The organism is Escherichia sp. TW09308 (assembly GCF_000208565.1).
Classification (GTDB): domain Bacteria; phylum Pseudomonadota; class Gammaproteobacteria; order Enterobacterales; family Enterobacteriaceae; genus Escherichia; species Escherichia marmotae.
Map to the genome: position 1 here is coordinate 2,798,836 of NZ_AEME01000001.1, position 22,816 is coordinate 2,821,651.

Sequence of the window (22,816 nt, forward strand, 5' to 3'; positions counted from 1 at the left end):
AGGAACGTCGTGTGCTTTTTATTTAAGCCGCGCGCCGCGTTTTATACCCCACAATGGCAGAAAATTGCAAAAGATAAATACACAGAATGCCAGCATTGTCAGGAAAAATTTCCAGCTACGTTTTTAACGGAATGAGATACGCTTCAAAAAAAAGTGGAAATCGGATGACGTCTTGACCTAAAATAGCCATCCAGATGTTAATCCATCCATACTGATTAACACTCAGACTGCCAGTGTTTTTAACCTGCAGAGTCGTGGAAGGAGCCACTACCACAGAAAATCCACACAACAGTTTGAGCTAACTAAATTCTCTTTAGGTGATATTAAATATGGCAAAACACCTTTTTACGTCCGAGTCCGTCTCTGAAGGGCATCCTGACAAAATTGCTGACCAAATCTCTGATGCCGTTTTAGATGCGATCCTCGAACAGGATCCGAAAGCACGTGTTGCTTGCGAAACCTACGTAAAAACCGGCATGGTTTTAGTTGGCGGTGAAATCACCACCAGCGCCTGGGTGGACATTGAAGAGATCACCCGTAACACCGTTCGCGAAATTGGCTATGTGCATTCCGACATGGGCTTTGACGCTAACTCTTGTGCGGTTCTGAGCGCTATCGGCAAACAGTCCCCTGACATTAACCAGGGCGTTGATCGTGCTGATCCGCTGGAACAAGGCGCTGGCGACCAGGGTCTGATGTTTGGCTATGCCACCAACGAAACCGATGTGCTGATGCCTGCGCCAATCACCTATGCACACCGTCTGGTACAACGTCAGGCTGAAGTGCGTAAAAACGGCACTCTGCCGTGGCTGCGCCCGGACGCAAAAAGCCAGGTTACTTTCCAGTATGACGACGGCAAAATCGTTGGCATCGATGCAGTAGTGCTTTCCACCCAGCACTCTGAAGATATCGATCAGAAATCCCTGCAAGAAGCGGTAATGGAAGAGATCATTAAGCCGATCCTGCCAGCAGAATGGCTGACTTCCGCAACCAAATTCTTCATCAACCCGACCGGACGTTTTGTTATCGGCGGCCCGATGGGTGACTGCGGTCTGACGGGGCGTAAAATTATCGTTGATACCTACGGCGGCATGGCTCGTCACGGTGGCGGCGCGTTTTCTGGTAAAGATCCATCCAAAGTGGACCGTTCCGCAGCTTACGCAGCACGCTATGTTGCGAAAAACATCGTGGCAGCGGGTCTGGCTGACCGTTGTGAAATTCAGGTTTCCTACGCGATCGGCGTGGCTGAACCGACTTCCATCATGGTAGAAACTTTCGGTACTGAGAAAGTCCCTACTGAACAACTGACCCTGCTGGTGCGCGAGTTCTTCGACCTGCGTCCATACGGTCTGATTAAGATGCTGGATCTGCTGCACCCAATCTATAAAGATACCGCTGCATATGGTCACTTTGGTCGCGAGCATTTCCCGTGGGAAAAAACCGACAAAGCGCAGCTACTGCGCGATGCCGCCGGTCTGAAATAATCTTTCATCCCCGCTTTCTAAGGCCAGCCTCGCACTGGCCTTTTTCTTTTCTAAAAAATGCCCGATGCGCTACGCTTACCAGGCCTACAACCATTGCTACATGTAGGCTGTCTAAAACGTTCACGCCGCATCCGGCAAAAGCCGCCCACACGATAGCAACATTCCGTTGCTGAACACGTTTATCCGTAGTTCATCTACAACAACTGAAACCGATTACACCAACCATAGCAACCCAGTATTTATAATATTTTCATCATATTATTCAGTTTTCATGATTGTTACATTTCTTTTCAGCAAAGTCTTAATTTCAGATAACTTCGCTTAATCTATGATGTTATAACTCAATTGTTTTCATGTACTTAAATTATAACCACTATAAATGTTAGTGTAAGCGATTACACTGATGTGACATGCTTCACATCTTTTTGCGTCGTACTCACCTATCTTAATTCACAATAAAAAATAACATATTGGAGGGCATCATGCCTGACGCTAAAAAACAGGGGCGGTCAAACAAGGCAATGACGTTTTTCGTCTGCTTCCTTGCCGCTCTGGCGGGATTACTCTTTGGCCTGGATATCGGTGTAATTGCTGGCGCACTGCCGTTTATTGCAGATGAATTCCAGATTACCTCGCACACGCAAGAATGGGTCGTAAGCTCCATGATGTTTGGTGCGGCAGTCGGTGCGGTGGGTAGCGGCTGGCTCTCTTTTAAACTCGGACGTAAAAAGAGCCTGATGATCGGCGCTATTCTGTTTGTTGCTGGTTCGCTGTTCTCAGCCGCAGCGCCAAACGTTGAAGTACTGATTCTTTCTCGCGTTCTGCTGGGTCTGGCGGTGGGTGTTGCTTCCTATACCGCGCCACTATACCTCTCCGAAATTGCGCCAGAGAAAATTCGTGGCAGTATGATCTCGATGTATCAGTTGATGATTACCATCGGCATTCTCGGCGCTTATCTTTCTGATACCGCCTTCAGCTACACCGGCGCATGGCGCTGGATGCTGGGTGTGATTATCATCCCGGCAATTCTGCTACTGATTGGTGTTTTCTTCCTGCCAGACAGCCCACGTTGGTTTGCCGCCAAACGCCGTTTTGTTGATGCCGAACGCGTGCTGCTGCGCCTGCGCGACACCAGCGCGGAAGCGAAACGCGAACTGGATGAAATCCGTGAAAGTTTGCAGGTCAAACAGAGCGGTTGGGCACTGTTTAAAGAAAACAGCAACTTCCGTCGTGCGGTATTCCTTGGCGTGCTGTTACAGGTGATGCAGCAATTCACCGGGATGAACGTCATCATGTATTACGCGCCCAAAATCTTCGAACTGGCGGGTTATACCAATACTACCGAGCAAATGTGGGGGACAGTGATCGTTGGTCTGACCAACGTACTCGCCACCTTTATCGCTATTGGTCTGGTTGACCGCTGGGGACGGAAACCGACGCTGACGCTGGGCTTCATGGTAATGGCTGCTGGCATGGGCATACTGGGTACGATGATGCATATCGGTATCCACTCACCGTCGGCGCAGTATTTTGCCATTGCCATGCTGCTGATGTTTATTGTCGGTTTTGCCATGAGCGCAGGTCCGTTGATTTGGGTACTGTGTTCTGAAATTCAGCCGCTGAAAGGCCGCGATTTTGGCATCACCTGCTCCACCGCCACCAACTGGATTGCCAACATGATCGTCGGCGCAACGTTCCTGACTATGCTCAACACGCTGGGCAACGCCAACACCTTCTGGGTGTATGCGGCTCTGAACGTGTTGTTTATCCTGCTGACATTGTGGCTGGTACCGGAAACCAAACACGTTTCGCTGGAACACATTGAACGTAATCTGATGAAGGGTCGTAAACTGCGCGAAATCGGCGCTCACGATTAATCGTCTCTGGCTTCCTCCCGTCGCGGAGGAAGCCACCTCTTGCAGTCATCTTTTCTTCGCTTTATCCTCAGCCGCTATGAAAACGCCCCGTCTCCCTATCGCCATCCAACAGGCCGTTATGCGTCGTCTGCGGGAAAAACTCGCCCAGGCCAACCTGAAGCTGGAGCGTAATTACCCGGAGCCAAAAATCGCTTACACCCAGCGTGGTACATCCGCCGGTACTGCCTGGCTGGACAGCTATGAAATTCGTCTCAATCCGGTGCTGTTGATGGAAAACAGCGAAGCTTTTATAGAAGAAGTCGTACCGCACGAGCTGGCGCATTTACTGGTGTGGAAACACTTTGGTCGCGTGGCACCGCATGGCAAAGAGTGGAAATGGATGATGGAAAGTGTGCTGGGTGTTCCCGCCCGCCGCACGCATCAATTTGAGCTACAATCCGTACGCCGCAACACCTTCCCCTACCGCTGTAAATGCCAGGAGCATCAGCTTACCGTGCGCCGCCATAACCGTGTGGTGCGTGGAGAGGCCGTCTATCGCTGCGTTCATTGCGGCGAACAACTGGTTGCGAAATAACCACCTGAACTATCAGGAACTTTCCTGATCTGGCTGATTGCATAGTAAAACAACTTTCGCTACGTTGCTGGCTCGTTTTAACACGGAGTAAATGATGTACCGTTATTTGTCTGTTGCTGCGGTGATACTGAGCGCAGCATTTTCCGGCCAGGTATTGGCCGAAGGCATCAATAGTTTTTCCCAGGCGAAAAATGCGGCAGTAAAAGTCTATGCTGACGCACCGGGAACATTTTACTGCGGCTGTAAAATCAACTGGCAGGGTAAAAAAGGCGTTGTGGATCTGGAGTCATGCGGATATCAGGTACGCAAAAATGAAAATCGCGCCAGTCGTGTGGAGTGGGAACACGTGGTTCCCGCCTGGCAGTTCGGCCACCAGCGTCAATGCTGGCAAGACGGCGGACGTAAAAACTGCGCCAAAGATCCGGTTTATCGCAAAATGGAAAGCGATATGCATAACCTGCAGCCCTCGATAGGCGAAGTGAACGGCGATCGCGGCAACTTTATGTACAGTCAGTGGAATGGTGGCGAGGGTCAGTATGGACAGTGCGCCATGAAGGTGGATTTCAAAGAAAAAGTGGCGGAACCACCAGCTCATACGCGAGGCATCATTGCCAGAACTTATTTCTATATGCGTGACCAGTACAACCTGACACTCTCACGCCAGCAAACGCAACTGTTTAACGCCTGGAACAAGATGTATCCGGTCACCGATTGGGAGTGCGAGCGCGACGAACGCATTGCAAAGGTGCAAGGCAATCATAACCCGTATGTGCAACGCGCTTGCCAGGCGCAAAAGAGCTAACCTACACTAGCGGGATTCTTTTTGTTAAACCCCTACCCCACGCAGGCAACTGCGTGGGGAGACGACGCGGATTTTTAACCATGCGTATCCCCCGCATTTATCATCCTGAACCATTAATCAGCAACTCGCACATTGCACTTTGCGAAGATGCCGCTAACCATATCGGCCGTGTACTGCGTATGGGGCCTGGTCAGGCGTTACAGTTATTTGACGGTAGCAACCAGGTCTTTGACGCAGAGATTACCAGCGCCAGCAAAAAAAGCGTGGAAGTTAACGTGCTGGAAGGTCAGCTCGACGATCGTGAATCGCCTCTGCATATTCATCTCGGTCAGGTAATGTCACGCGGTGAAAAAATGGAATTCACTATCCAGAAATCGATCGAACTTGGAGTAAGCCTCATTACGCCACTTTTTTCTGAACGCTGCGGCGTTAAACTGGATAGCGAACGTCTGAACAAGAAGCTCCAGCAGTGGCAGAAAATTGCGATTGCCGCCTGCGAGCAGTGTGGTCGTAACCGGGTGCCGGAGATCCGTCCTGCAATGGATCTGGAAGCCTGGTGTGCAGAGCAAGATGAAGGACTGAAACTGAATCTTCACCCGCGCGCCAGTAACAGCATTAACACGCTGCCGTTGCCGGTCGAACGCATCCGCCTGCTGATTGGCCCGGAAGGCGGATTATCAGCAGATGAAATTGCCATGACTGCCCGCTATCAATTTACTGATATCCTGCTGGGACCTCGCGTTTTGCGTACAGAGACAACTGCGCTCACCGCCATAACTGCGCTACAAGTACGTTTTGGTGATCTGGGCTAACGGAGAAAAATAATGATCAAGCTCGGCATCGTGATGGACCCCATCGCAAGCATCAACATCAAGAAAGATTCCAGTTTCGCTATGTTGCTGGAAGCACAACGTCGTGGTTACGAACTTCACTATATGGAGATGGGCGATCTCTATTTGATCAATGGTGAGGCTCGCGCTCGTACCCGTACTTTGAGCGTCGAACAGAACTACGATAAATGGTACGAGTTCACGGGTGAGCAGGATCTGCAACTGGCCGATCTCGACGTGATCCTGATGCGTAAAGATCCGCCGTTTGATACCGAGTTTATCTACGCCACTTATATTCTGGAACGTGCTGAAGAGAAAGGAACGTTGATCGTTAACAAGCCACAGAGCCTGCGCGACTGTAACGAAAAACTGTTTACCGCCTGGTTCTCTGACTTAACACCAGAAACGCTGGTCACGCGTAATAAAGCACAGTTGAAAGCGTTCTGGGAAAAGCACACTGACATTATCCTTAAACCGCTGGACGGCATGGGTGGCGCGTCGATTTTCCGCGTGAAAGAAGGCGATCCGAACCTCGGCGTGATTGCCGAAACCCTGACTGAGCACGGTACTCGCTACTGTATGGCGCAAAATTACCTGCCTGCCATTAAAGATGGCGACAAACGCGTTCTGGTGGTGGATGGCGAGCCCGTACCGTACTGCCTGGCGCGTATTCCGCAGGGTGGCGAAACCCGTGGCAATCTGGCTGCCGGTGGTCGCGGCGAACCTCGTCCGCTAACTGAAAGTGACTGGAAAATCGCCCGCCAGGTAGGGCCGACGCTGAAAGAAAAAGGGCTAATTTTTGTTGGCCTGGATATTATCGGAGACCGCCTGACTGAAATTAACGTCACCAGCCCAACCTGTATTCGTGAGATTGAAGCAGAGTTTCCGGTCTCGATCACCGGAATGCTAATGGATGCCATCGAAGCACGTTTACAGCAACGATAACCCAGCTTAACGAGAGGGATCTCGTTGAGACTATGAGTGACAGCGCCCGTCTTTCCACGCATACTGGGCGCTGTTGCTTTTTTGAACCAGGAAACAGAACCTCTGACAATGAATTTACAGCATCACTTTCTTATTGCCATGCCTGCTCTCCAGGATCCGATTTTCCGTCGTTCGGTGGTCTACATTTGCGAACATAATCCAGAGGGTGCAATGGGGATTATCATTAACAAGCCTCTGGAAAATCTTAAAATTGAAGGGATTCTGGAAAAATTAAAGATCACGCCGGAGCCGCGTGATGAGTCAATCCGTCTGGACAAGCCTGTTATGCTCGGTGGCCCACTGGCTGAAGATCGTGGGTTTATTTTGCATACTCCACCATCAAATTTTACTTCCAGTATTCGCATTTCAGACAACACAGTGATGACCACTTCCCGTGATGTGCTGGAAACGCTCGGCACCGATAAACAACCCTCTGACGTGATGGTTGCGTTGGGTTACTCCTCCTGGGATAAAGGCCAACTGGAACAAGAAATTCTCGACAACGCCTGGCTAACCGCTCCGGCAGATCTGAATATTCTGTTCAAAACACCGATAGCCGACCGCTGGCGCGATGCGGCAAGGCTGATTGGTGTTGATATTCTTACCATGCCTGATGTGGCGGGACACGCCTGATGAGCGGGACTTTACTTGCCTTCGACTTCGGCACCAAAAGCATTGGCGTAGCGGTTGGTCAACGCATTACTGGCACCGCTCGCCCTTTGCCTGCGATTAAAGCGCAGGACGGTACGCCGGACTGGAATATTATCGAGCGTTTGTTGAAAGAGTGGCAGCCAGACGAAATCATCGTCGGTTTGCCGCTGAACATGGACGGCACCGAACAACCGCTAACCGCCCGGGCGCGTAAATTCGCCAACCGTATTCATGGTCGTTTCGGTGTTGAAGTAAAGCTACATGACGAACGTCTTAGCACCGTGGAAGCGCGTTCCGGCCTGTTTGAACAGGGCGGTTATCGGGCGCTCAACAAAGGCAAAGTCGACTCTGCCTCTGCGGTTATCATTCTCGAAAGTTATTTTGAGCAGGGATATTAAGGCGATTTGCAAGCCTGGCAAATTGTAGATAGCGTCATCGCCCGTCTTGCCGGATGCGGCGTAAACGCCTTATCCGGCCTACATTTGGCAACGATTGTAGGTCTGATAAAACGCGTCAGCGTCTCATCAGGCATATTTACGATGCTAATCAGCCGCTTTAGCCTCACAAGCGCCCTTCTTTCACCCGCTGCTGATAACTCTGCTGAAAAGTTAACATCCCCACCTGCTGCCCGGTTTGAATAACATGTGGCAACTGGTGGGTTTTCCCTTCGCGTATCAAATTCCCCACCGCTGGCGTGTTAATCAACAATTCAAACAGCGCCACGCGCCCTTCCTGCTTATCCACTTCCAGCTTTTGTGACAACACCGCCCGCAAACTACCGGCCAGTTGATTACGCACGGGATCTTTTTCCTGTGCCGGAAATGAATCTACCAGCCGCTCGACCGCCTGCGCTGCACCGCGCGTATGTAAGGTTGCCAGCACCAGATGCCCGGTTTCTGCCGCCGTCAGCGCCAGACGGATTGTCTCGCTATCACGCAGCTCTCCGAGCAATATCACATCGGGATCTTCCCGCAATGCCGCACGTAATCCCGATGCAAACGTCATACAGTGCAAACCAATCTCTCGCTGCTGGATCAAGCATCGCTGGCTGGCATAGAGATATTCAACAGGATCTTCCAGCGTCAGAATATGCGCATCGGCATGTTGATTGAGATAACCAACCATCGCCGCCAGTGTGGTCGATTTGCCGCTCCCCGTCGCTCCCGTCACCAGAATCAGGCCATTCTCGCTATTGAGTAATTCCGGCAATACCGGCGGCGCGCCAAGTTGTTCGAGCTGCGGGCAATGCGCAGGTAACAACCGTAACGCCAGAGAAATGCCTTGCCGCTGCGCAAACGCACTGCCTCGTAGCCGCTGGTTTTCAGCCAGCGATACCGCAAAATCAAGCTGGCCATTCTCAAGCAATATCGCCCGTTGATCGTCATCCAGCCACTCCCGCAACAACTCTTCGACGTCTGGCGCGTCAAACGGCGCGACCTCCATTCTCCCTCGAATGCGCCATCGTGCTGGCCAGGCGCTGCACAGGTGTAGATCCGAGACGTTATGCTTTACACTAAGGGTCACAATTTCTTCCATATTCATACTAAGATCCTCGGAAAATGAACGATATTGCGCATAACCTGGCACAGGTTCGGGACAAAATCTCAACGGCTGCAACGCGTTGCGGCCGTTCTCCAGAAGAAATTACGCTGCTTGCAGTCAGTAAAACAAAACCTGCGAGCGCCATCGCAGAAGCCATCGACGCGGGGCAGCGTCAATTTGGTGAAAACTATGTTCAGGAAGGGGTAGATAAAATTCGCCACTTTCAGGAACTGGGCGTAACAGGATTAGAGTGGCATTTTATTGGCCCGTTGCAGTCTAATAAAAGCCGCCTGGTGGCAGAGCATTTCGACTGGTGTCATACCATCGACCGTTTGCGTATCGCCACCCGTCTTAACGATCAGCGTCCGGCAGAACTTCCCCCTCTTAACGTACTGATTCAAATCAACATTAGCGATGAAAACAGTAAGTCAGGCATTCAACTGGCAGAGCTGGACGAGCTGGCAGCAGCGGTCGCAGAACTACCGCGTTTACGCCTGCGCGGGCTAATGGCGATCCCCGCGCCAGAGTCAGAATATGTAAGGCAGTTTGAAGTTGCACGCCAAATGGCTGTAGCATTTGCCGGACTGAAAACGAGCTACCCGCATGTCGACACCCTCTCTCTGGGGATGTCAGATGATATGGAAGCCGCCATTGCGGCAGGTAGCACGATGGTTCGCATCGGCACTGCTATCTTTGGTGCACGTGATTACTCTAAAAAATAAGGAATTAAAGGAACGCCATGAATACGTTGACTTTCCTGCTTTCAACGGTCATTGAGCTGTATACCATGGTGCTGTTATTACGCATCTGGATGCAGTGGGCTCATTGTGATTTTTATAACCCCTTCTCACAGTTTGTGGTGAAGGTGACGCAGCCGATTATCGGGCCACTGCGCCGCGTTATTCCGGCAATGGGGCCGATTGACAGCGCCTCACTGCTGGTGGCGTACATTTTGAGTTTCATCAAAGCCATCGTCCTGTTCAAAGTCGTAACCTTCCTGCCGATCATCTGGATTGCCGGTTTGCTGATTCTGCTGAAAACTATCGGCCTGCTGATCTTCTGGGTACTGCTGGTGATGGCGATAATGAGCTGGGTAAGTCAGGGTCGCAGCCCAATTGAATATGTGCTGATCCAGCTTGCCGATCCGCTACTGCGTCCGATTCGCCGCCTGCTACCGGCAATGGGAGGGATTGATTTCTCACCAATGATCCTCGTACTGCTGCTGTATGTCATCAATATGGGTGTCGCAGAAGTATTACAGGCAACCGGAAACATGCTGCTGCCGGGGCTGTGGATGGCGTTATGAGTGCCGTAACAGTAAACGATGACGGTCTGGTATTACGGCTTTATATCCAGCCGAAAGCCAGCCGTGATTCTATTGTCGGTTTACATGGCGACGAAGTAAAAGTCGCCATTACCGCACCGCCGGTCGACGGCCAGGCCAACAACCATCTGGTGAAGTTTCTCGGTAAGCAGTTCCGGGTCGCGAAAAGCCAGGTGGTGATTGAAAAAGGCGAACTTGGCCGCCACAAACAAATTAAAATCATTAATCCGCAACAAATCCCGCCAGAAATCGCGGCGTTAATTAATTAGGTATCCTATGCAAAAAGTTGTCCTCGCAACCGGCAATGCCGGTAAAGTGCGTGAGCTGGCGTCGCTGCTTAGCGACTTCGGTCTTGATATCGTGGCCCAAACGGAACTTGGCGTCGATTCCGCCGAAGAGACCGGCCTGACCTTTATCGAAAACGCGATCCTGAAAGCGCGCCACGCGGCCAAAGCGACCGGTTTACCGGCGATTGCCGACGATTCCGGTCTGGCGGTTGATGCGCTTGGCGGAGCGCCGGGTATTTACTCCGCTCGTTATTCCGGTGAAGACGCAACCGATCAAAAGAATCTGCAAAAACTGCTGGAAACCCTGAAAGACGTACCGGACGACCAACGCCAGGCACGTTTCCACTGCGTGCTGGTGTATCTGCGTCATGCGGAAGATCCGACTCCGCTGGTGTGCCACGGTTGCTGGCCTGGCGTGATTACCCGTGAACCTGCTGGTACTGGTGGCTTTGGTTATGATCCGATTTTCTTCGTGCCTTCTGAAGGCAAAACCGCTGCCGAACTGACTCGCGAAGAGAAGAGTGCCATTTCCCACCGTGGTCAGGCGTTGAAACTGCTGCTGGACGCGCTACGTAATGGTTAAGTTACCGCCGCTCAGTCTCTACATTCACATCCCGTGGTGTGTGCAGAAATGCCCGTACTGCGATTTCAACTCTCACGCGTTGAAAGGAGAAGTGCCGCACGACGATTATGTTCAGCATCTGCTTAACGATCTGGACAATGATGTGGCTTATGCTCAGGGTCGTGAAGTGCAGACAATATTTATTGGCGGTGGTACGCCGAGCCTGCTTTCTGGCCCGGCGATGCAAACGCTGCTGGACGGCGTGCGTGCGCGTTTGCCGCTGGCAGCGGATGCAGAAATTACTATGGAAGCGAATCCTGGTACGGTAGAAGCCGATCGCTTTGTTGATTATCAGCGTGCCGGTGTGAACCGCATCTCTATTGGTGTGCAGAGTTTTAGCGAAGAAAAGCTGAAACGACTTGGACGCATTCATGGCCCGCAAGAAGCGAAACGGGCAGCGAATCTGGCAAGCGGGCTGGGGCTGCGTAGTTTTAATCTTGATTTGATGCACGGGTTGCCTGATCAATCACTGGAAGAGGCACTTGGCGATCTGCGCCAGGCCATTGAACTGAATCCGCCGCATCTTTCCTGGTATCAGTTGACCATCGAACCCAATACGTTGTTTGGTTCGCGGCCACCGGTGCTACCGGACGACGACGCACTGTGGGATATTTTCGAACAGGGGCATCAGTTATTAACCGCAGCGGGTTATCAGCAATATGAAACCTCCGCTTACGCCAAACCGGGTTATCAATGCCAACACAATCTCAACTACTGGCGATTTGGTGACTACCTCGGCATCGGCTGCGGCGCGCATGGCAAAGTGACCTTCCCGGACGGGCGCATTCTGCGTACCACCAAAACGCGTCACCCGCGTGGTTTTATGCAGGGGCGTTATCTGGAAAGCCAGCGTGATGTAGAAGCCGCTGATAAGCCGTTCGAGTTCTTTATGAATCGCTTCCGTTTGCTGGAGGCCGCGCCACGCGTGGAGTTTAGCCAGTATACCGGCCTTTGCGAAGAAGTGATTCGCTCTCAGTTAGACGAGGCTATCGCTCAGGGTTATCTCACCGAATGTGCGGATTACTGGCAGATAACGGAACATGGGAAGTTGTTTTTAAATTCACTGCTGGAACTGTTTCTGGCCGAGTAAACTTGTTCTGCCGGATGCGGCGTAAACGCCACATCCGGCTACAAGCCATGCATCATCGCAAAAATTACTTAATCACCCCATTACGCCGCAGTTGTTCGGTATCTTTTTTCCAGCGTTCATTAGCCTGGTTGATATCGTCAATCTTCATCAAAATCGCGACTTTTTTACTGTTTATTTCCGAAACTTTCATCGTTAACGGATATTGCCCTTTTTCAAGCTTTATCCAGTCATCCTGCAATTTACGGCTGAGTTTTTGTGATTGCAGAAAAGTCTGTCGCCGCTGCTCGTTGATATCAAAATCCCGTTTCTGCTGAATCGGCACTTCATAACACTCTTCACTCTGTTTATGACATGCCGCAATCGCCGGTTGATAGACCTCTTTGTCATATTTAGCCGCGAACACCTCGCTATCATTCTGTTTATTAAACGCATCCCGTTGCTGGTGTATTTTTTTAAAAGCGTCTTCACGAGTCATTTGCTTGCCATCTGCCCCTTTTCCCCAATAAGCATTCGCCGCTTTCTGTGCCGCAACCATTTGCTTATCAAGCTCTTTCACTTCCTTTTCCAGCCCCGAAATCGAATTCATCTGCACATTCAGCGCTGACTCAAGCTGACTAAAGCGATAATTGAAATCTTCGCTATTCACAATCAGGTACTTATTATTCGTTTTGATATCATCAACAAACCGCCCACTATCGCTGGCTGCTGCCTGAAAAGAGTAAAAATTCACCGTCCAGCCAGACGCGGGCGTTCCTTTACTGGTTAACATCGCTGAGAATTTTACGGGTTTATCTTTCACCCAGGTCTGTTCCAGAAGTTGATAATCTGCCAACTGACCGATCCAGGTATAGAGATCATCGTTAGAAGAGACATCACCTTCCGCAGACCAGGTGGCCTGATTCCCCTTCGCATCAAGGTTTTTTAAATTGATGGCGTCCAGTTTGAGAATGCCGTGATATTGCTTTTTGAATTGATCTTTTAAGACATTTTCAGTTGGCGGTTCACCATCGGCCCAGCCATAACCTGACATCAACACAAACAACGCCGTACCTACAATCCATTGTTTTTTCACAGTGAAAGTCTCGTGTGGAATAATTTATTCCTGTGATTATCATCATGATAATTATAATTGACAATGGACGTGAGTCTGAAGTGAGAAAGCCCCGGCACGATACCGGGGCGAGGCGATTAGTACTGATTGAAAATCTGCTGGATCTGCTGTGGATCTTTAGTTTGCGTCAGCGCCAGTTGCAGCAGAACGCGCGCTTTTTGCGGGTTCAGCGTACCAGAGGCGACGAAACCGTATTTCGCATCATCCACTTCGGCATCCTGAGTGGTTGCGCCCGTCGGTACGCGAGAAGAACGCACTACCGCAGTGCCGTTTTTCGCCGCGGTTGCCAGGGTGTCGAATACGGTTTTATACAGGTTACCGTTACCCACACCGGCGCTAACGATGCCGTCATAGCCCGCATCTACCAGTGCTTTTGCCGGAAGATCGGATGCGTTAGCATAGTTATAAACGATACCAACTTTCGGCAGTTCATTCAGCTTAGAGACATCAAACGGCGTATCGCTGGTGTGCTTACGCGCCGGAGTACGCTGATAGTCGATTTTACCGTTGTGAATGTAACCCAGTGGACCGAAGTTAACAGACTTGAAGGTCGCTACATCGGTAGTGTTGGTTTTGGTCACGTCACGACCATCCAGCACGGTGTCGTTCATCACTACCAGCACGCCACGGTTAGCGGAGGCTTTATCTGCTGCGGTCACTACCGCGTTATACAGGTTGAATGGACCGTCTGCGCTCATGGAGGTGGACGGACGCATTGCGCCGACCATCACTACTGGCTTATCACATTTTACGGTCAGATCGAGGAAGTAAGCGGTTTCTTCCATCGTGTCTGTACCGTGAGTAATGACGAAGCCGTCAGTTTTATCGCAGTCGGTATTAATTTTTTTCGCCAGTGTCAGCCAGACATTATCATTCATGTCCTGGGAGCCGATGTTAACGACCTGCTCGCCTTTAACGTTCGCAATGTCCTTCAATTGCGGCACCGCATTGACCAGGTTTTCTACGCCAACTTTACCCGCTGTGTAGTTAGATTTGGTTGCGGAGTCACCACCACCGGCAATCGTCCCGCCGGTCGCTAAAATGGTGATATTCGGTAATGCTAATGCTGCACCACTAAAACCCATAACCAGTGCGGCAAGTGCCGTCTTTCTGAAAAACTCCATTTCATTCCTCCAGTTACGTGAACGCTACGTATTATCCCTTAGCTTTGTATAGGAAATTTGACGTTAAACAATTTACAACGTGAATGGATTTTGGAGATCTATAAAGTTAGAGGCAGGTAACAAAACGAAGAATTAAACGGCATAAAAAAGTATTATGCCGTCTTAAAATAGAGGATTATTTCAAATTCCCGACCAGGGCTTTGCGGCTATCTTCCAGGGTCACCACACGGCTACAGACATCTTTGCCAAACTGCTGGAAATCTTTTTCCTGCTTTTTCCACTCGGTTTGGATGGAGGATTGCAAACCGCCCAGGCTTCCCAGCACATTCTGTAACGGATTACCGCCGCTTTTCAGTACCGCTTTCGCGCCCATTTCATTAATGCTGTCCTGCAAAATTCCACCCATCGCCTGATTCACTAGTTGCTGGCCTTCGGCGCGAACCTGATCAATGGCTTTATAGTGGAACGTCAGGCCATCGCTGCGCGTTTCAATAATGCGATTCATCTGTTCTTTCAACTGCGCATCGAGCTTGGTCAGACGGCTGCGCATTTTACTGCTTTCACCCATCTCCTGAACGATAATTTTATCCAGTGCGACGCGGGCTTTCTCAACGCGGCTCTTAGTCCCTTCATCAATCCACGGCAACGTGCTGCGCAGTTCTGCCTGATAATCCTTCGCCTGCTCGCGCTGGGCGGCACTCAGAGAATATTGCTTGCCGTTGTACATCACATTGCCGTCTGGCGTGATCACCAGATTGCCGTTTTCGCCCTTCACCTGTACGGTTTGCGGGCTGACAATCACATCGTCACGCGGTGTGACGCTGCACTGGTAGTCGGCGTGAGCAGTCATTGCCGTTACTGAAAGTGCTGCCGCCAGCAGCATTTTGCGCATCATAATCTTCCCTCAAGAACAAATCAGGCCAGCATTTGCTGGCCCGGATTGATAACAAAGTGCGCATTGTCCATGCCGGATGCGGCGTAAATGCCTTATCCGGCCTACTCAATCGTGCAACCTCAATATATTGCATACCCATTGTAGGCCTGATAAGCGTAGCGCATCAGGCAGTTTTGCGTTTGTCATCGCCCGTATGCTTTCTTAGTCCCACCAAACGTCGAAAAGTTCGCTGGTGCGTACCTCATCCAGTTTGCGCTCTTCCAGCCACTTACGCACAATCGCCTGATGTTCTTCGGTACATTTGCCAATTTCCTGCATGCAGATCAGACCTTCCCAGGCCAGATAACCACTGCCGTCAAAAGCCAGCTTGTTCGGTTCGACAACCTCGTTAATAAAATCATCAACGGTTTTATCAATCTGTTCTTCCGATGTACCTTCCGGGAATCGCCATGCCACCGAAAATCCTAATTCCTGGAATTCGTCGATGTGCATTTTTTTACGCAGACGACGGCTACGGTTCTTTGCCATTATTTCACCCTCTCGAACATTAAGTCCCATACTCCGTGACCAAGACGATGACCACGTTGTTCAAATTTCGTCACCGGACGTGATTCCGGGCGCGGTACGTAATCGTTACTTTCTGACAGGTTTTTATAACCGTCAATGGAAGACATCACTTCGAGCATATGTTCCGCATAAGGTTCCCAGTCGGTCGCCATATGGAATACGCCCCCCAGTTGCAGTTTGCTTTTTACCAGTTCAGCAAACGGCACCTGAACGATACGGCGTTTATTATGACGTGCTTTGTGCCACGGGTCAGGGAAAAAGAGCTGAACCATGCTCAATGAATTGTCAGGAATCATTTTATGCAGCACTTCGACCGCGTCATGACACATCACGCGCAGATTGCTCAGCCCCTCTTCATGCGCGGAAGCCAGGCAAGCGCCAACGCCCGGCGAATGCACTTCAATGCCGAGGAAATCCTGCTCCGGACGCTCTTTCGCCATTGCCACCAGCGAAGCACCCATGCCAAAACCAATCTCAAGCGTCACCGGCGCTTCACGGCCAAACAGCGTCGGGAAATCCAGCATATCTTCGCTGAACTCAACGCCCATCACCGGCCAGTAGTTTTCCAGCGCATGTTCCTGGCCTTTGGTCAGTCGCCCCTGGCGGCGTACAAAACTACGGATACGGCGCAGAGGACGGCCGTTTTCATCAAATTCCGGTGAGATGACGTCGTTTTTCATAAAGATTTAGTCGCTTGTGAAAGTGTTCTGAAAACGGGCATTATCCAAAGTTAGTTGCCGGATGCAAGCATGATAAGGCCGTGGCTGCGGAAAGTTCCGGTTTACACCCTGTCGTCGCTGTGCTGCAATCTTGCCCCCAACAACTGTGAATTTGGTGACCATGCAAGCGTCGCAATTTTCAGCCCAGGTTCTGGACTGGTACGATAAATACGGGCGGAAAACCCTGCCCTGGCAAATTGACAAGACGCCCTACAAAGTATGGCTCTCAGAAGTGATGTTGCAACAAACTCAGGTTGCGACTGTTATCCCCTATTTTGAACGCTTTATGGCGCGCTTCCCGACGGTGACCGATCTCGCCAATGCGCCGCTGGATGAAGTTCTCCACTTATGGACCGGGCTTGGCTATTACGCCCGCGCGCGCAATCTACATAAAGCGGCACAGCAAGTTGCCACCTTACACGGCGGAAAATTCCCGGAAACCTTTGAGGAAATCGCCGCACTACCGGGCGTCGGGCGTTCCACCGCGGGCGCGATCCTCTCACTTTCTCTGGGTAAGCACTTTCCGATTCTCGACGGTAACGTCAAACGCGTGCTGGCGCGCTGCTATGCTGTAAGCGGCTGGCCAGGGAAAAAAGAGGTCGAGAATAAACTGTGGAGTTTGAGCGAACAGGTGACGCCCGCCGTCGGTGTGGAGCGGTTTAATCAGGCGATGATGGATTTAGGCGCGATGATCTGCACGCGCTCGAAGCCAAAGTGTTCGCTCTGCCCGCTACAAAACGGCTGCATTGCCGCGGCCAATGATAGCTGGTCACTTTATCCAGGCAAAAAACCGAAACAGACGCTGCCGGAGCGCACCAGCTACTTTCTGCTATTACAGCACGAAAATGAAGTATTTCTGGCGCAGCGTCCGCCAAGTGGATTGTGGGGCGGTTTATACTGCTTCCCGCAGTTTGCTGATGAAGAAAGTATGCGGCAATGGCTGGCGCAACGGCAGATCAACGCCGGTCACCTGACGCAACTCACCGCGTTTCGTCATACCTTCAGCCATTTCCATTTAGATATTGTGCCTATGTGGCTTCCCGTGTCGTCATTCACCGGTTGCATGGATGAAGGCAATGCGCTCTGGTATAACTTAGCGCAACCGCCGTCAGTTGGCCTGGCGGCTCCCGTGGAGCGTTTGTTACAGCAGTTACGCACTGGCGCGCCGGTTTAGCGCGTGAGTCGATAAGAGGATAATTTATGAGCAGAACGATTTTTTGTACTTTCCTGCAGCGTGAAGCAGAAGGTCAGGATTTTCAGCTATACCCCGGCGAACTGGGAAAACGCATCTACAACGAGATTTCCAAAGAAGCCTGGGCGCAGTGGCAGCACAAGCAAACCATGTTGATCAACGAAAAGAAACTTAACATGATGAATGCTGAGCACCGCAAGCTGCTGGAGCAGGAGATGGTCAATTTCCTGTTCGAAGGTAAAGAGGTACATATCGAAGGCTATACGCCGGAAGATAAAAAATAAAAAGACATTGCCGGAGCACGCCTCCGGCAACTTGCATAAAAACAAACACAACACGCACCCGGAATGATGAAAAAATATCTCGCGCTGGCTTTGATTGCGCCGTTGCTCATCTCCTGTTCGACGACCAAAAAAGGCGATACCTATAATGAAGCCTGGGTCAAAGATACCAACGGTTTTGATATTCTGATGGGGCAATTTGCCCACAATATTGAAAACATCTGGGGATTCAAAGAGGTGGTGATCGCCGGTCCTAAGGACTACGTGAAATACACCGATCAATATCAAACCCGCAGCCACATCAACTTTGATGATGGTACGATCACTATCGAAACCATCGCCGGGACGGAACCTGTCGCACACCTGCGCCGGGCAATTATCAAAACGTTACTGATGGGTGACGATCCGGGGTCGGTCGATCTCTATTCCGATGTTGATGATATTACGATATCAAAAGAACCTTTCCTTTATGGTCAGGTAGTAGACAACACCGGGCAGCCAATTCGTTGGGAAGGTCGCGCGAGCAATTTCGCGGATTATCTGCTGAAAAACCGCCTCAAAAGCCGCAGCAACGGGCTGCGTATTATCTACAGCGTAACCATTAATATGGTGCCGAACCACCTTGATAAACGTGCGCATAAATATCTCGGTATGGTTCGCCAGGCGTCACGAAAATATGGTGTCGATGAGTCATTAATTCTGGCGATTATGCAAACCGAATCCTCATTTAACCCGTATGCGGTCAGCCGTTCCGATGCGCTGGGATTAATGCAGGTAGTACAGCACACCGCCGGGAAAGACGTGTTCCGCTCACAGGGGAAATCCGGCATACCTGGCCGCAGTTTCTTGTTCGATCCTGCCAGCAACATTGATACCGGCACCGCATATCTGGCGATGCTGAATAATGTTTATCTCGGCGGCATTGATAACCCAACGTCGCGCCGTTATGCCGTCATCACCGCCTATAACGGCGGCGCAGGCAGCGTGTTACGTGTTTTCTCGAATGATAAAATTCAGGCAGCTAATATTATTAACACCATGACGCCAGGTGATGTTTATCAGACTTTGACGACCCGCCATCCTTCTGCGGAATCTCGCCGCTATCTCTATAAAGTGAACATGGCGCAGAAATCTTACCGCCGTCGATAATTTCACCTTTGCCTCTAACATTACTTCGAGGCAAAGTGTTACACACTTCACAATTTCGCCTTGCAAATTGATATTATTTGCAATTATTTGCTACGGATAACAAAAAAACAGTCAGCGAAGTTGATAGAATCGCATCATCTTGCACGGTCAAATGTGCTTTTTAAAACACTCATCCGCATCACGATGTGAGGAAATTAACATGAATCTTAAGCTGCAGCTGAAAATCCTCTCTTTTCTGCAGTTCTGCCTGTGGGGAAGTTGGCTAACGACCCTCGGCTCATATATGTTCGTTACCCTGAAGTTCGACGGTGCTTCTATTGGCGCAGTTTATAGTTCACTGGGTATCGCCGCGGTCTTTATGCCTGCTTTGCTGGGGATTGTGGCCGACAAATGGTTAAGTGCGAAATGGGTATATGCCATTTGTCACACCATCGGCGCAATTACTCTCTTCATGGCGGCGCAAGTTACCACGCCGGAGGCGATGTTCCTCGTTATCCTGATTAACTCGTTTGCCTATATGCCAACACTTGGGTTAATCAACACCATCTCTTACTATCGCCTGCAAAACGCGGGGCTGGATATCGTTACTGATTTCCCGCCAATCCGTATCTGGGGCACCATCGGTTTTATTATGGCGATGTGGGTGGTGAGCCTGTCAGGCTTCGAACTAAGCCACATGCAACTGTATATTGGCGCAGCCCTTTCCGCCGTTCTGGTGCTGTTTACCTTTACGCTGCCGTATATTCCGGTTGCTAAACAGCAAGCGAATCAGAGCTGGACGACTTTGCTGGGGCTTGATGCATTCGCGCTGTTTAAAAACAAGCGTATGGCGATTTTCTTCATCTTCTCGATGCTGCTGGGCGCGGAACTGCAGATTACCAACATGTTCGGTAATACCTTCCTGCACAGCTTCGACAAAGATCCGATGTTCGCCAGCAGCTTTATCGTGCAACATGCGTCAATCATCATGTCGATTTCGCAAATCTCTGAAACGCTGTTCATTCTGACTATCCCGTTCTTCTTAAGCCGCTACGGTATTAAGAACGTAATGATGATCAGTATTGTGGCGTGGATACTGCGTTTTGCGCTGTTTGCCTACGGCGACCCGACTCCGTTCGGTACTGTACTGCTGGTGCTGTCAATGATTGTCTACGGCTGCGCATTCGACTTCTTCAACATCTCTGGTTCGGTGTTTGTGGAAAAAGAAGTTAGCCCGGCAATTCGCGCCAGTGCGCAGGGGATGTTCCTGATGATGACCAACGGCTTCGGCTGTATCCTCGGCGGTATTGTGAGCGGTAAAGTGGTTGAGATGTATACCCAAAACGGCATTACCGACTGGCAGACCGTATGGCTGATTTTCGCAGGTTACTCCGTGGTTCTGGCCTTCGCGTTCATGGCGATGTTCAAATACAAACACGTTCGTGTCCCGGCGGGCACACAGACGGTTAACCACTAATTACGCCAAGAAAAACGGGCTACCATCTGGTAGCCCGTTTTTTTGTTCTCACTTCAACACATAACCGTATAAACGTTTCATGCCGTCGGCATCGGTTTCGCTATAGACACCTTGTAGCTCCGGCGAAAACCCCGGCAACAAATTCACGCCTTCTTCCAGTGCGAGAAAATAACGCTGTACCGCGCCTCCCCATACCTCCCCCGGCACCACGCAAAGCACGCCAGGTGGATACGGCAGCGCGCCTTCCGCCGCAATCCGCCCTTCGGCATCACGAATACGCACTAACTCCACTTCACCACGAATATAGGCGCTATGCGCATCCTGGGGATTCATCACTACAGGCGGGAAACTCTGTTGGCGGAACATCGCTTTTTGCAGGTCTTTGACGTCGAAACTGACATACAGATCGTGCATCTCCTGACACAACTGGCGCAGGGTATAGTCGCGATAGCGCACCGGATATTTGTTATAAACGCTCGGCAACACCTCAGCCAGTGGCGAGTCATCCTCAATATGCTGTTCAAACTGTGCCAACATTGCGACCAGTTGTGCCAGCTTCTCGTGGCTCTCCGCCGGGGTTAATAAGAACAGAATAGAGTTGAGATCGCACTTTTCCGGCACAATGCCATTCTCACGCAGATAGTGCGCCAGAATCGTCGCAGGAATACCAAAGTCGCTATATTCACCGGTTTCGGCATCGATACCGGGCGTGGTCAGTAGCAGCTTGCACGGATCAACAAAATACTGATCTGCGGCATATCCCTCAAAGCCGTGCCAATTCGCCCCCGGTTCAAAACTGAAGAAGCGACGGTCGCTGGCCAATACTGACGTCGGATAATCCTGCCACAATTTGCCACCAACAACGGGCGGGATAAACGGGCGAAACAGCTTACAGCGTGCAAGAATCGCCTTGCGCGCTTCAATGCCCAACTCAACACACTCCGCCCACAGTCGACGACCGCTCTCCCCTTCATGGATTTTGGCGTTAACGTCCAGCGCAGCAAACAGCGGATAGAACGGACTGGTGGAGGCGTGGAGCATAAAGGCATTATTCAACCGCTTATGCGGGCAAAAGCGCGCCTGCCCGCGAATATGGTTATCTTTTTTGTGGATCTGCGAAGTCTGCGAGAATCCCGCCTGCTGTTTGTGCACCGACTGGGTAACAAAGATCCCCGGATCGTTTTCGTTAAGTTCTAACAGTAACGGCGAGCTATCTGCCATCATCGGAATAAACTGCTCGTAACCGACCCACGCGGAATCAAACAGAATGTAATCGCACAAATGCCCAATGGTCTCGATCACCTGGCGAGCGTTATAGATAGTACCGTCATAAGTTCCTAACTGAATAATTGCCAGGCGAAACGGGCGCGGTAGTTCGGCTTTTTCTGGTGCCACTTCACGAATTTGCTGGCGCAAATAGTCTTCATTAAAACAATGCGCATCAATACCGCCGATAAAACCGAACGGGTTACGCGCGGCTTCCAGATACACCGGCGTCGCCCCAGCCTGAATCAATGCACCGTGATGATTCGACTTATGATTGTTACGATCGAACAGTACCAGATCGCCACGCGTTAACAGCGCATTGGTAACCACTTTGTTTGCTGCCGAAGTGCCGTTAAGCACAAAATAGGTTTTATCAGCATGAAACACTTTGGCCGCAAACTTCTGCGCATCCTTCGCTGAGCCTTCATGAATAAGCAGATCGCCCAGTTTCACATCGGCGTTGCACATATCGGCACGAAAAACGTTCTCACCGAAGAAATTGTAAAAATGACGCCCCGCAGGATGCTTTTTAAAGAACGCGCCATGTTGATGACCCGGGCAAGCAAAAGTGCTGTTGCCCATCTCAACATATTGCGTCAGCGTGTCATAAAACGGCGGCAACACGTTCTCTTCGTACTGGCAGGCTGCAGATTCCAGCTCCAGCCACTGCTGCTCGTTGCCATTGATTACCGCCGCGACGCCCGCAGGCAATTCAACAATCTGTTCGGAATACAAAAACACCGGTAGATGAAAACCAGTGCGTTTAAGTAACGCAAGAATGCCACTGCGGCTATCCGCAGCGGTAATGACGACTGCCGCGACGTCCGTAAAATCAGTATCTTCCAGCGCCACCACGCGACGATGGGTAGAAATTCGGGAAACCAGTTCACTACTGGCGGCAATACTCATTGATTTCATAAATGTAAAACCCGTTTCGGGGAGGTAAAAATACCGGGCAAGGTGTAAAAACCTGCCGCATGAGATGTGGG

General features: G+C 50.8%; 24 protein-coding genes and 1 pseudogene. 17 read left to right on the forward strand and 8 right to left on the reverse strand.

What is annotated here, in order from left to right:
* Nucleotides 1–22: 22 nt before the first annotated feature.
* A pseudogene (locus ESM_RS1000000129395) lies at nt 23–274 on the reverse strand (hypothetical protein).
* A gap of 55 nt (nt 275–329) precedes the next feature.
* Between ESM_RS1000000129395 and metK the strand changes: the two are divergent.
* From metK to ruvX, 8 genes are all read left to right on the forward strand, one after another.
* A complete protein-coding gene (metK, locus tag ESM_RS0113320) occupies nt 330–1,484 on the forward strand; it encodes a methionine adenosyltransferase (protein ID WP_001062125.1) in 1,155 nt (384 codons plus the stop codon).
* Nucleotides 1,485–1,966: 482 nt separating this feature from the next.
* Nucleotides 1,967–3,361, forward strand: a complete 1,395-nt coding sequence (gene galP, locus ESM_RS0113325) for a galactose/proton symporter (protein ID WP_001517053.1) — start codon at nt 1,967–1,969, stop codon at nt 3,359–3,361.
* A gap of 76 nt (nt 3,362–3,437) precedes the next feature.
* Nucleotides 3,438–3,935 carry a SprT family zinc-dependent metalloprotease gene (locus ESM_RS0113330; RefSeq protein WP_000856773.1) on the forward strand — a complete coding sequence of 166 codons (498 nt, stop codon included), beginning with the start codon at nt 3,438–3,440 and terminating at the stop codon, nt 3,933–3,935.
* 94 nt (nt 3,936–4,029) lie between these two features.
* Nucleotides 4,030–4,737, forward strand: coding sequence for a deoxyribonuclease I (gene endA, locus ESM_RS0113335; RefSeq protein ID WP_000286521.1), 708 nt, complete (start codon nt 4,030–4,032; stop codon nt 4,735–4,737).
* A gap of 80 nt (nt 4,738–4,817) precedes the next feature.
* Nucleotides 4,818–5,549, forward strand: a complete 732-nt coding sequence (rsmE, locus tag ESM_RS0113340) for a 16S rRNA (uracil(1498)-N(3))-methyltransferase (protein ID WP_001517055.1) — start codon at nt 4,818–4,820, stop codon at nt 5,547–5,549.
* A gap of 12 nt (nt 5,550–5,561) precedes the next feature.
* Nucleotides 5,562–6,512 carry a glutathione synthase gene (gene gshB, locus ESM_RS0113345; RefSeq protein WP_000593301.1) on the forward strand — a complete coding sequence of 317 codons (951 nt, stop codon included), beginning with the start codon at nt 5,562–5,564 and terminating at the stop codon, nt 6,510–6,512.
* A gap of 108 nt (nt 6,513–6,620) precedes the next feature.
* A complete protein-coding gene (locus ESM_RS0113350) occupies nt 6,621–7,184 on the forward strand; it encodes a YqgE/AlgH family protein (RefSeq protein ID WP_010378695.1) in 564 nt (187 codons plus the stop codon).
* Nucleotides 7,184–7,600, forward strand: a complete 417-nt coding sequence (gene ruvX, locus ESM_RS0113355) for a Holliday junction resolvase RuvX (protein WP_000017106.1) — start codon at nt 7,184–7,186, stop codon at nt 7,598–7,600. The genes ESM_RS0113350 and ruvX overlap by 1 nt, the downstream gene beginning before the upstream one ends.
* 163 nt (nt 7,601–7,763) lie before the next feature.
* Here ruvX and ESM_RS0113360 read toward each other — a convergent pair whose 3' ends face one another.
* Nucleotides 7,764–8,744: a PilT/PilU family type 4a pilus ATPase gene (locus tag ESM_RS0113360; RefSeq protein WP_001517057.1), complete on the reverse strand. Its 981-nt coding sequence runs from the start codon at nt 8,742–8,744 to the stop codon at nt 7,764–7,766.
* Between the two features lie 17 nt (nt 8,745–8,761).
* Between ESM_RS0113360 and yggS the strand changes: the two genes are divergently transcribed.
* From yggS to hemW, 5 genes are read left to right on the forward strand one after another with little or no spacing between them, the layout of a single operon-like run.
* Nucleotides 8,762–9,466, forward strand: a complete 705-nt coding sequence (yggS, locus tag ESM_RS0113365; RefSeq protein ID WP_010378707.1) for a pyridoxal phosphate homeostasis protein — start codon at nt 8,762–8,764, stop codon at nt 9,464–9,466.
* A gap of 17 nt (nt 9,467–9,483) precedes the next feature.
* Nucleotides 9,484–10,050, forward strand: coding sequence for an osmotic shock tolerance protein YggT (gene yggT, locus ESM_RS0113370; RefSeq protein WP_001094831.1), 567 nt, complete (start codon nt 9,484–9,486; stop codon nt 10,048–10,050).
* The gene (gene yggU, locus ESM_RS0113375) at nt 10,047–10,337 is read left to right on the forward strand and encodes a DUF167 family protein YggU (protein ID WP_001277217.1); all 291 of its coding nucleotides are present in this window, start codon (nt 10,047–10,049) and stop codon (nt 10,335–10,337) included. Before yggT ends, yggU begins: the two co-directional genes overlap by 4 nt.
* 7 nt (nt 10,338–10,344) lie before the next feature.
* Entirely contained in the window at nt 10,345–10,938 is a 594-nt protein-coding gene (locus tag ESM_RS0113380; protein WP_001174757.1) for an XTP/dITP diphosphatase, read from the forward strand.
* Nucleotides 10,931–12,067 carry a radical SAM family heme chaperone HemW gene (gene hemW / locus ESM_RS0113385; RefSeq protein WP_000239972.1) on the forward strand — a complete coding sequence of 379 codons (1,137 nt, stop codon included), beginning with the start codon at nt 10,931–10,933 and terminating at the stop codon, nt 12,065–12,067. Before ESM_RS0113380 ends, hemW begins: the two co-directional genes overlap by 8 nt.
* Before the next feature lie 64 nt (nt 12,068–12,131).
* Here the strand turns inward: hemW and ESM_RS0113390 are convergent, their stop codons facing one another.
* The 5 genes from ESM_RS0113390 to trmB form a co-directional block, all read right to left on the reverse strand.
* A complete protein-coding gene (locus ESM_RS0113390) occupies nt 12,132–13,139 on the reverse strand; it encodes a DUF1202 family protein (protein WP_000745199.1) in 1,008 nt (335 codons plus the stop codon).
* 116 nt (nt 13,140–13,255) lie between these two features.
* Nucleotides 13,256–14,302, reverse strand: a complete 1,047-nt coding sequence (ansB, locus tag ESM_RS0113395) for an L-asparaginase 2 (protein ID WP_000394192.1) — start codon at nt 14,300–14,302, stop codon at nt 13,256–13,258.
* 175 nt (nt 14,303–14,477) lie between these two features.
* Complete coding sequence (locus ESM_RS0113400) at nt 14,478–15,197, reverse strand: DUF2884 domain-containing protein (RefSeq protein ID WP_000984801.1); 720 nt, start codon at nt 15,195–15,197, stop codon at nt 14,478–14,480.
* A 201-nt stretch (nt 15,198–15,398) separates the two neighbouring features.
* Nucleotides 15,399–15,725 (reverse strand): YggL family protein, encoded by a 327-nt coding sequence (locus ESM_RS0113405; RefSeq protein WP_001107572.1) that lies wholly within the window; start codon nt 15,723–15,725, stop codon nt 15,399–15,401.
* Nucleotides 15,725–16,444, reverse strand: a complete 720-nt coding sequence (trmB, locus tag ESM_RS0113410; protein ID WP_000786922.1) for a tRNA (guanosine(46)-N7)-methyltransferase TrmB — start codon at nt 16,442–16,444, stop codon at nt 15,725–15,727. Before trmB ends, ESM_RS0113405 begins: the two co-directional genes overlap by 1 nt.
* 160 nt (nt 16,445–16,604) lie before the next feature.
* On the opposite strand from trmB, the gene mutY reads away from it, so the two are divergent.
* From mutY to nupG, 4 genes are all read left to right on the forward strand, one after another.
* The gene (gene mutY / locus ESM_RS0113415; protein ID WP_010378720.1) at nt 16,605–17,657 is read left to right on the forward strand and encodes an A/G-specific adenine glycosylase; all 1,053 of its coding nucleotides are present in this window, start codon (nt 16,605–16,607) and stop codon (nt 17,655–17,657) included.
* A 26-nt stretch (nt 17,658–17,683) separates the two neighbouring features.
* The gene (locus ESM_RS0113420; RefSeq protein WP_000091700.1) at nt 17,684–17,959 is read left to right on the forward strand and encodes an oxidative damage protection protein; all 276 of its coding nucleotides are present in this window, start codon (nt 17,684–17,686) and stop codon (nt 17,957–17,959) included.
* Nucleotides 17,960–18,025: 66 nt separating this feature from the next.
* Complete coding sequence (gene mltC, locus ESM_RS0113425) at nt 18,026–19,105, forward strand: membrane-bound lytic murein transglycosylase MltC (RefSeq protein ID WP_001517061.1); 1,080 nt, start codon at nt 18,026–18,028, stop codon at nt 19,103–19,105.
* 199 nt (nt 19,106–19,304) lie between these two features.
* The gene (gene nupG / locus ESM_RS0113430; protein ID WP_001517062.1) at nt 19,305–20,561 is read left to right on the forward strand and encodes a nucleoside permease NupG; all 1,257 of its coding nucleotides are present in this window, start codon (nt 19,305–19,307) and stop codon (nt 20,559–20,561) included.
* 48 nt (nt 20,562–20,609) lie between these two features.
* On the opposite strand, the gene speC is transcribed toward nupG, so the two are convergent.
* Complete coding sequence (speC, locus tag ESM_RS0113435) at nt 20,610–22,745, reverse strand: ornithine decarboxylase (protein WP_000839918.1); 2,136 nt, start codon at nt 22,743–22,745, stop codon at nt 20,610–20,612.
* Nucleotides 22,746–22,816: the final 71 nt, after the last annotated feature.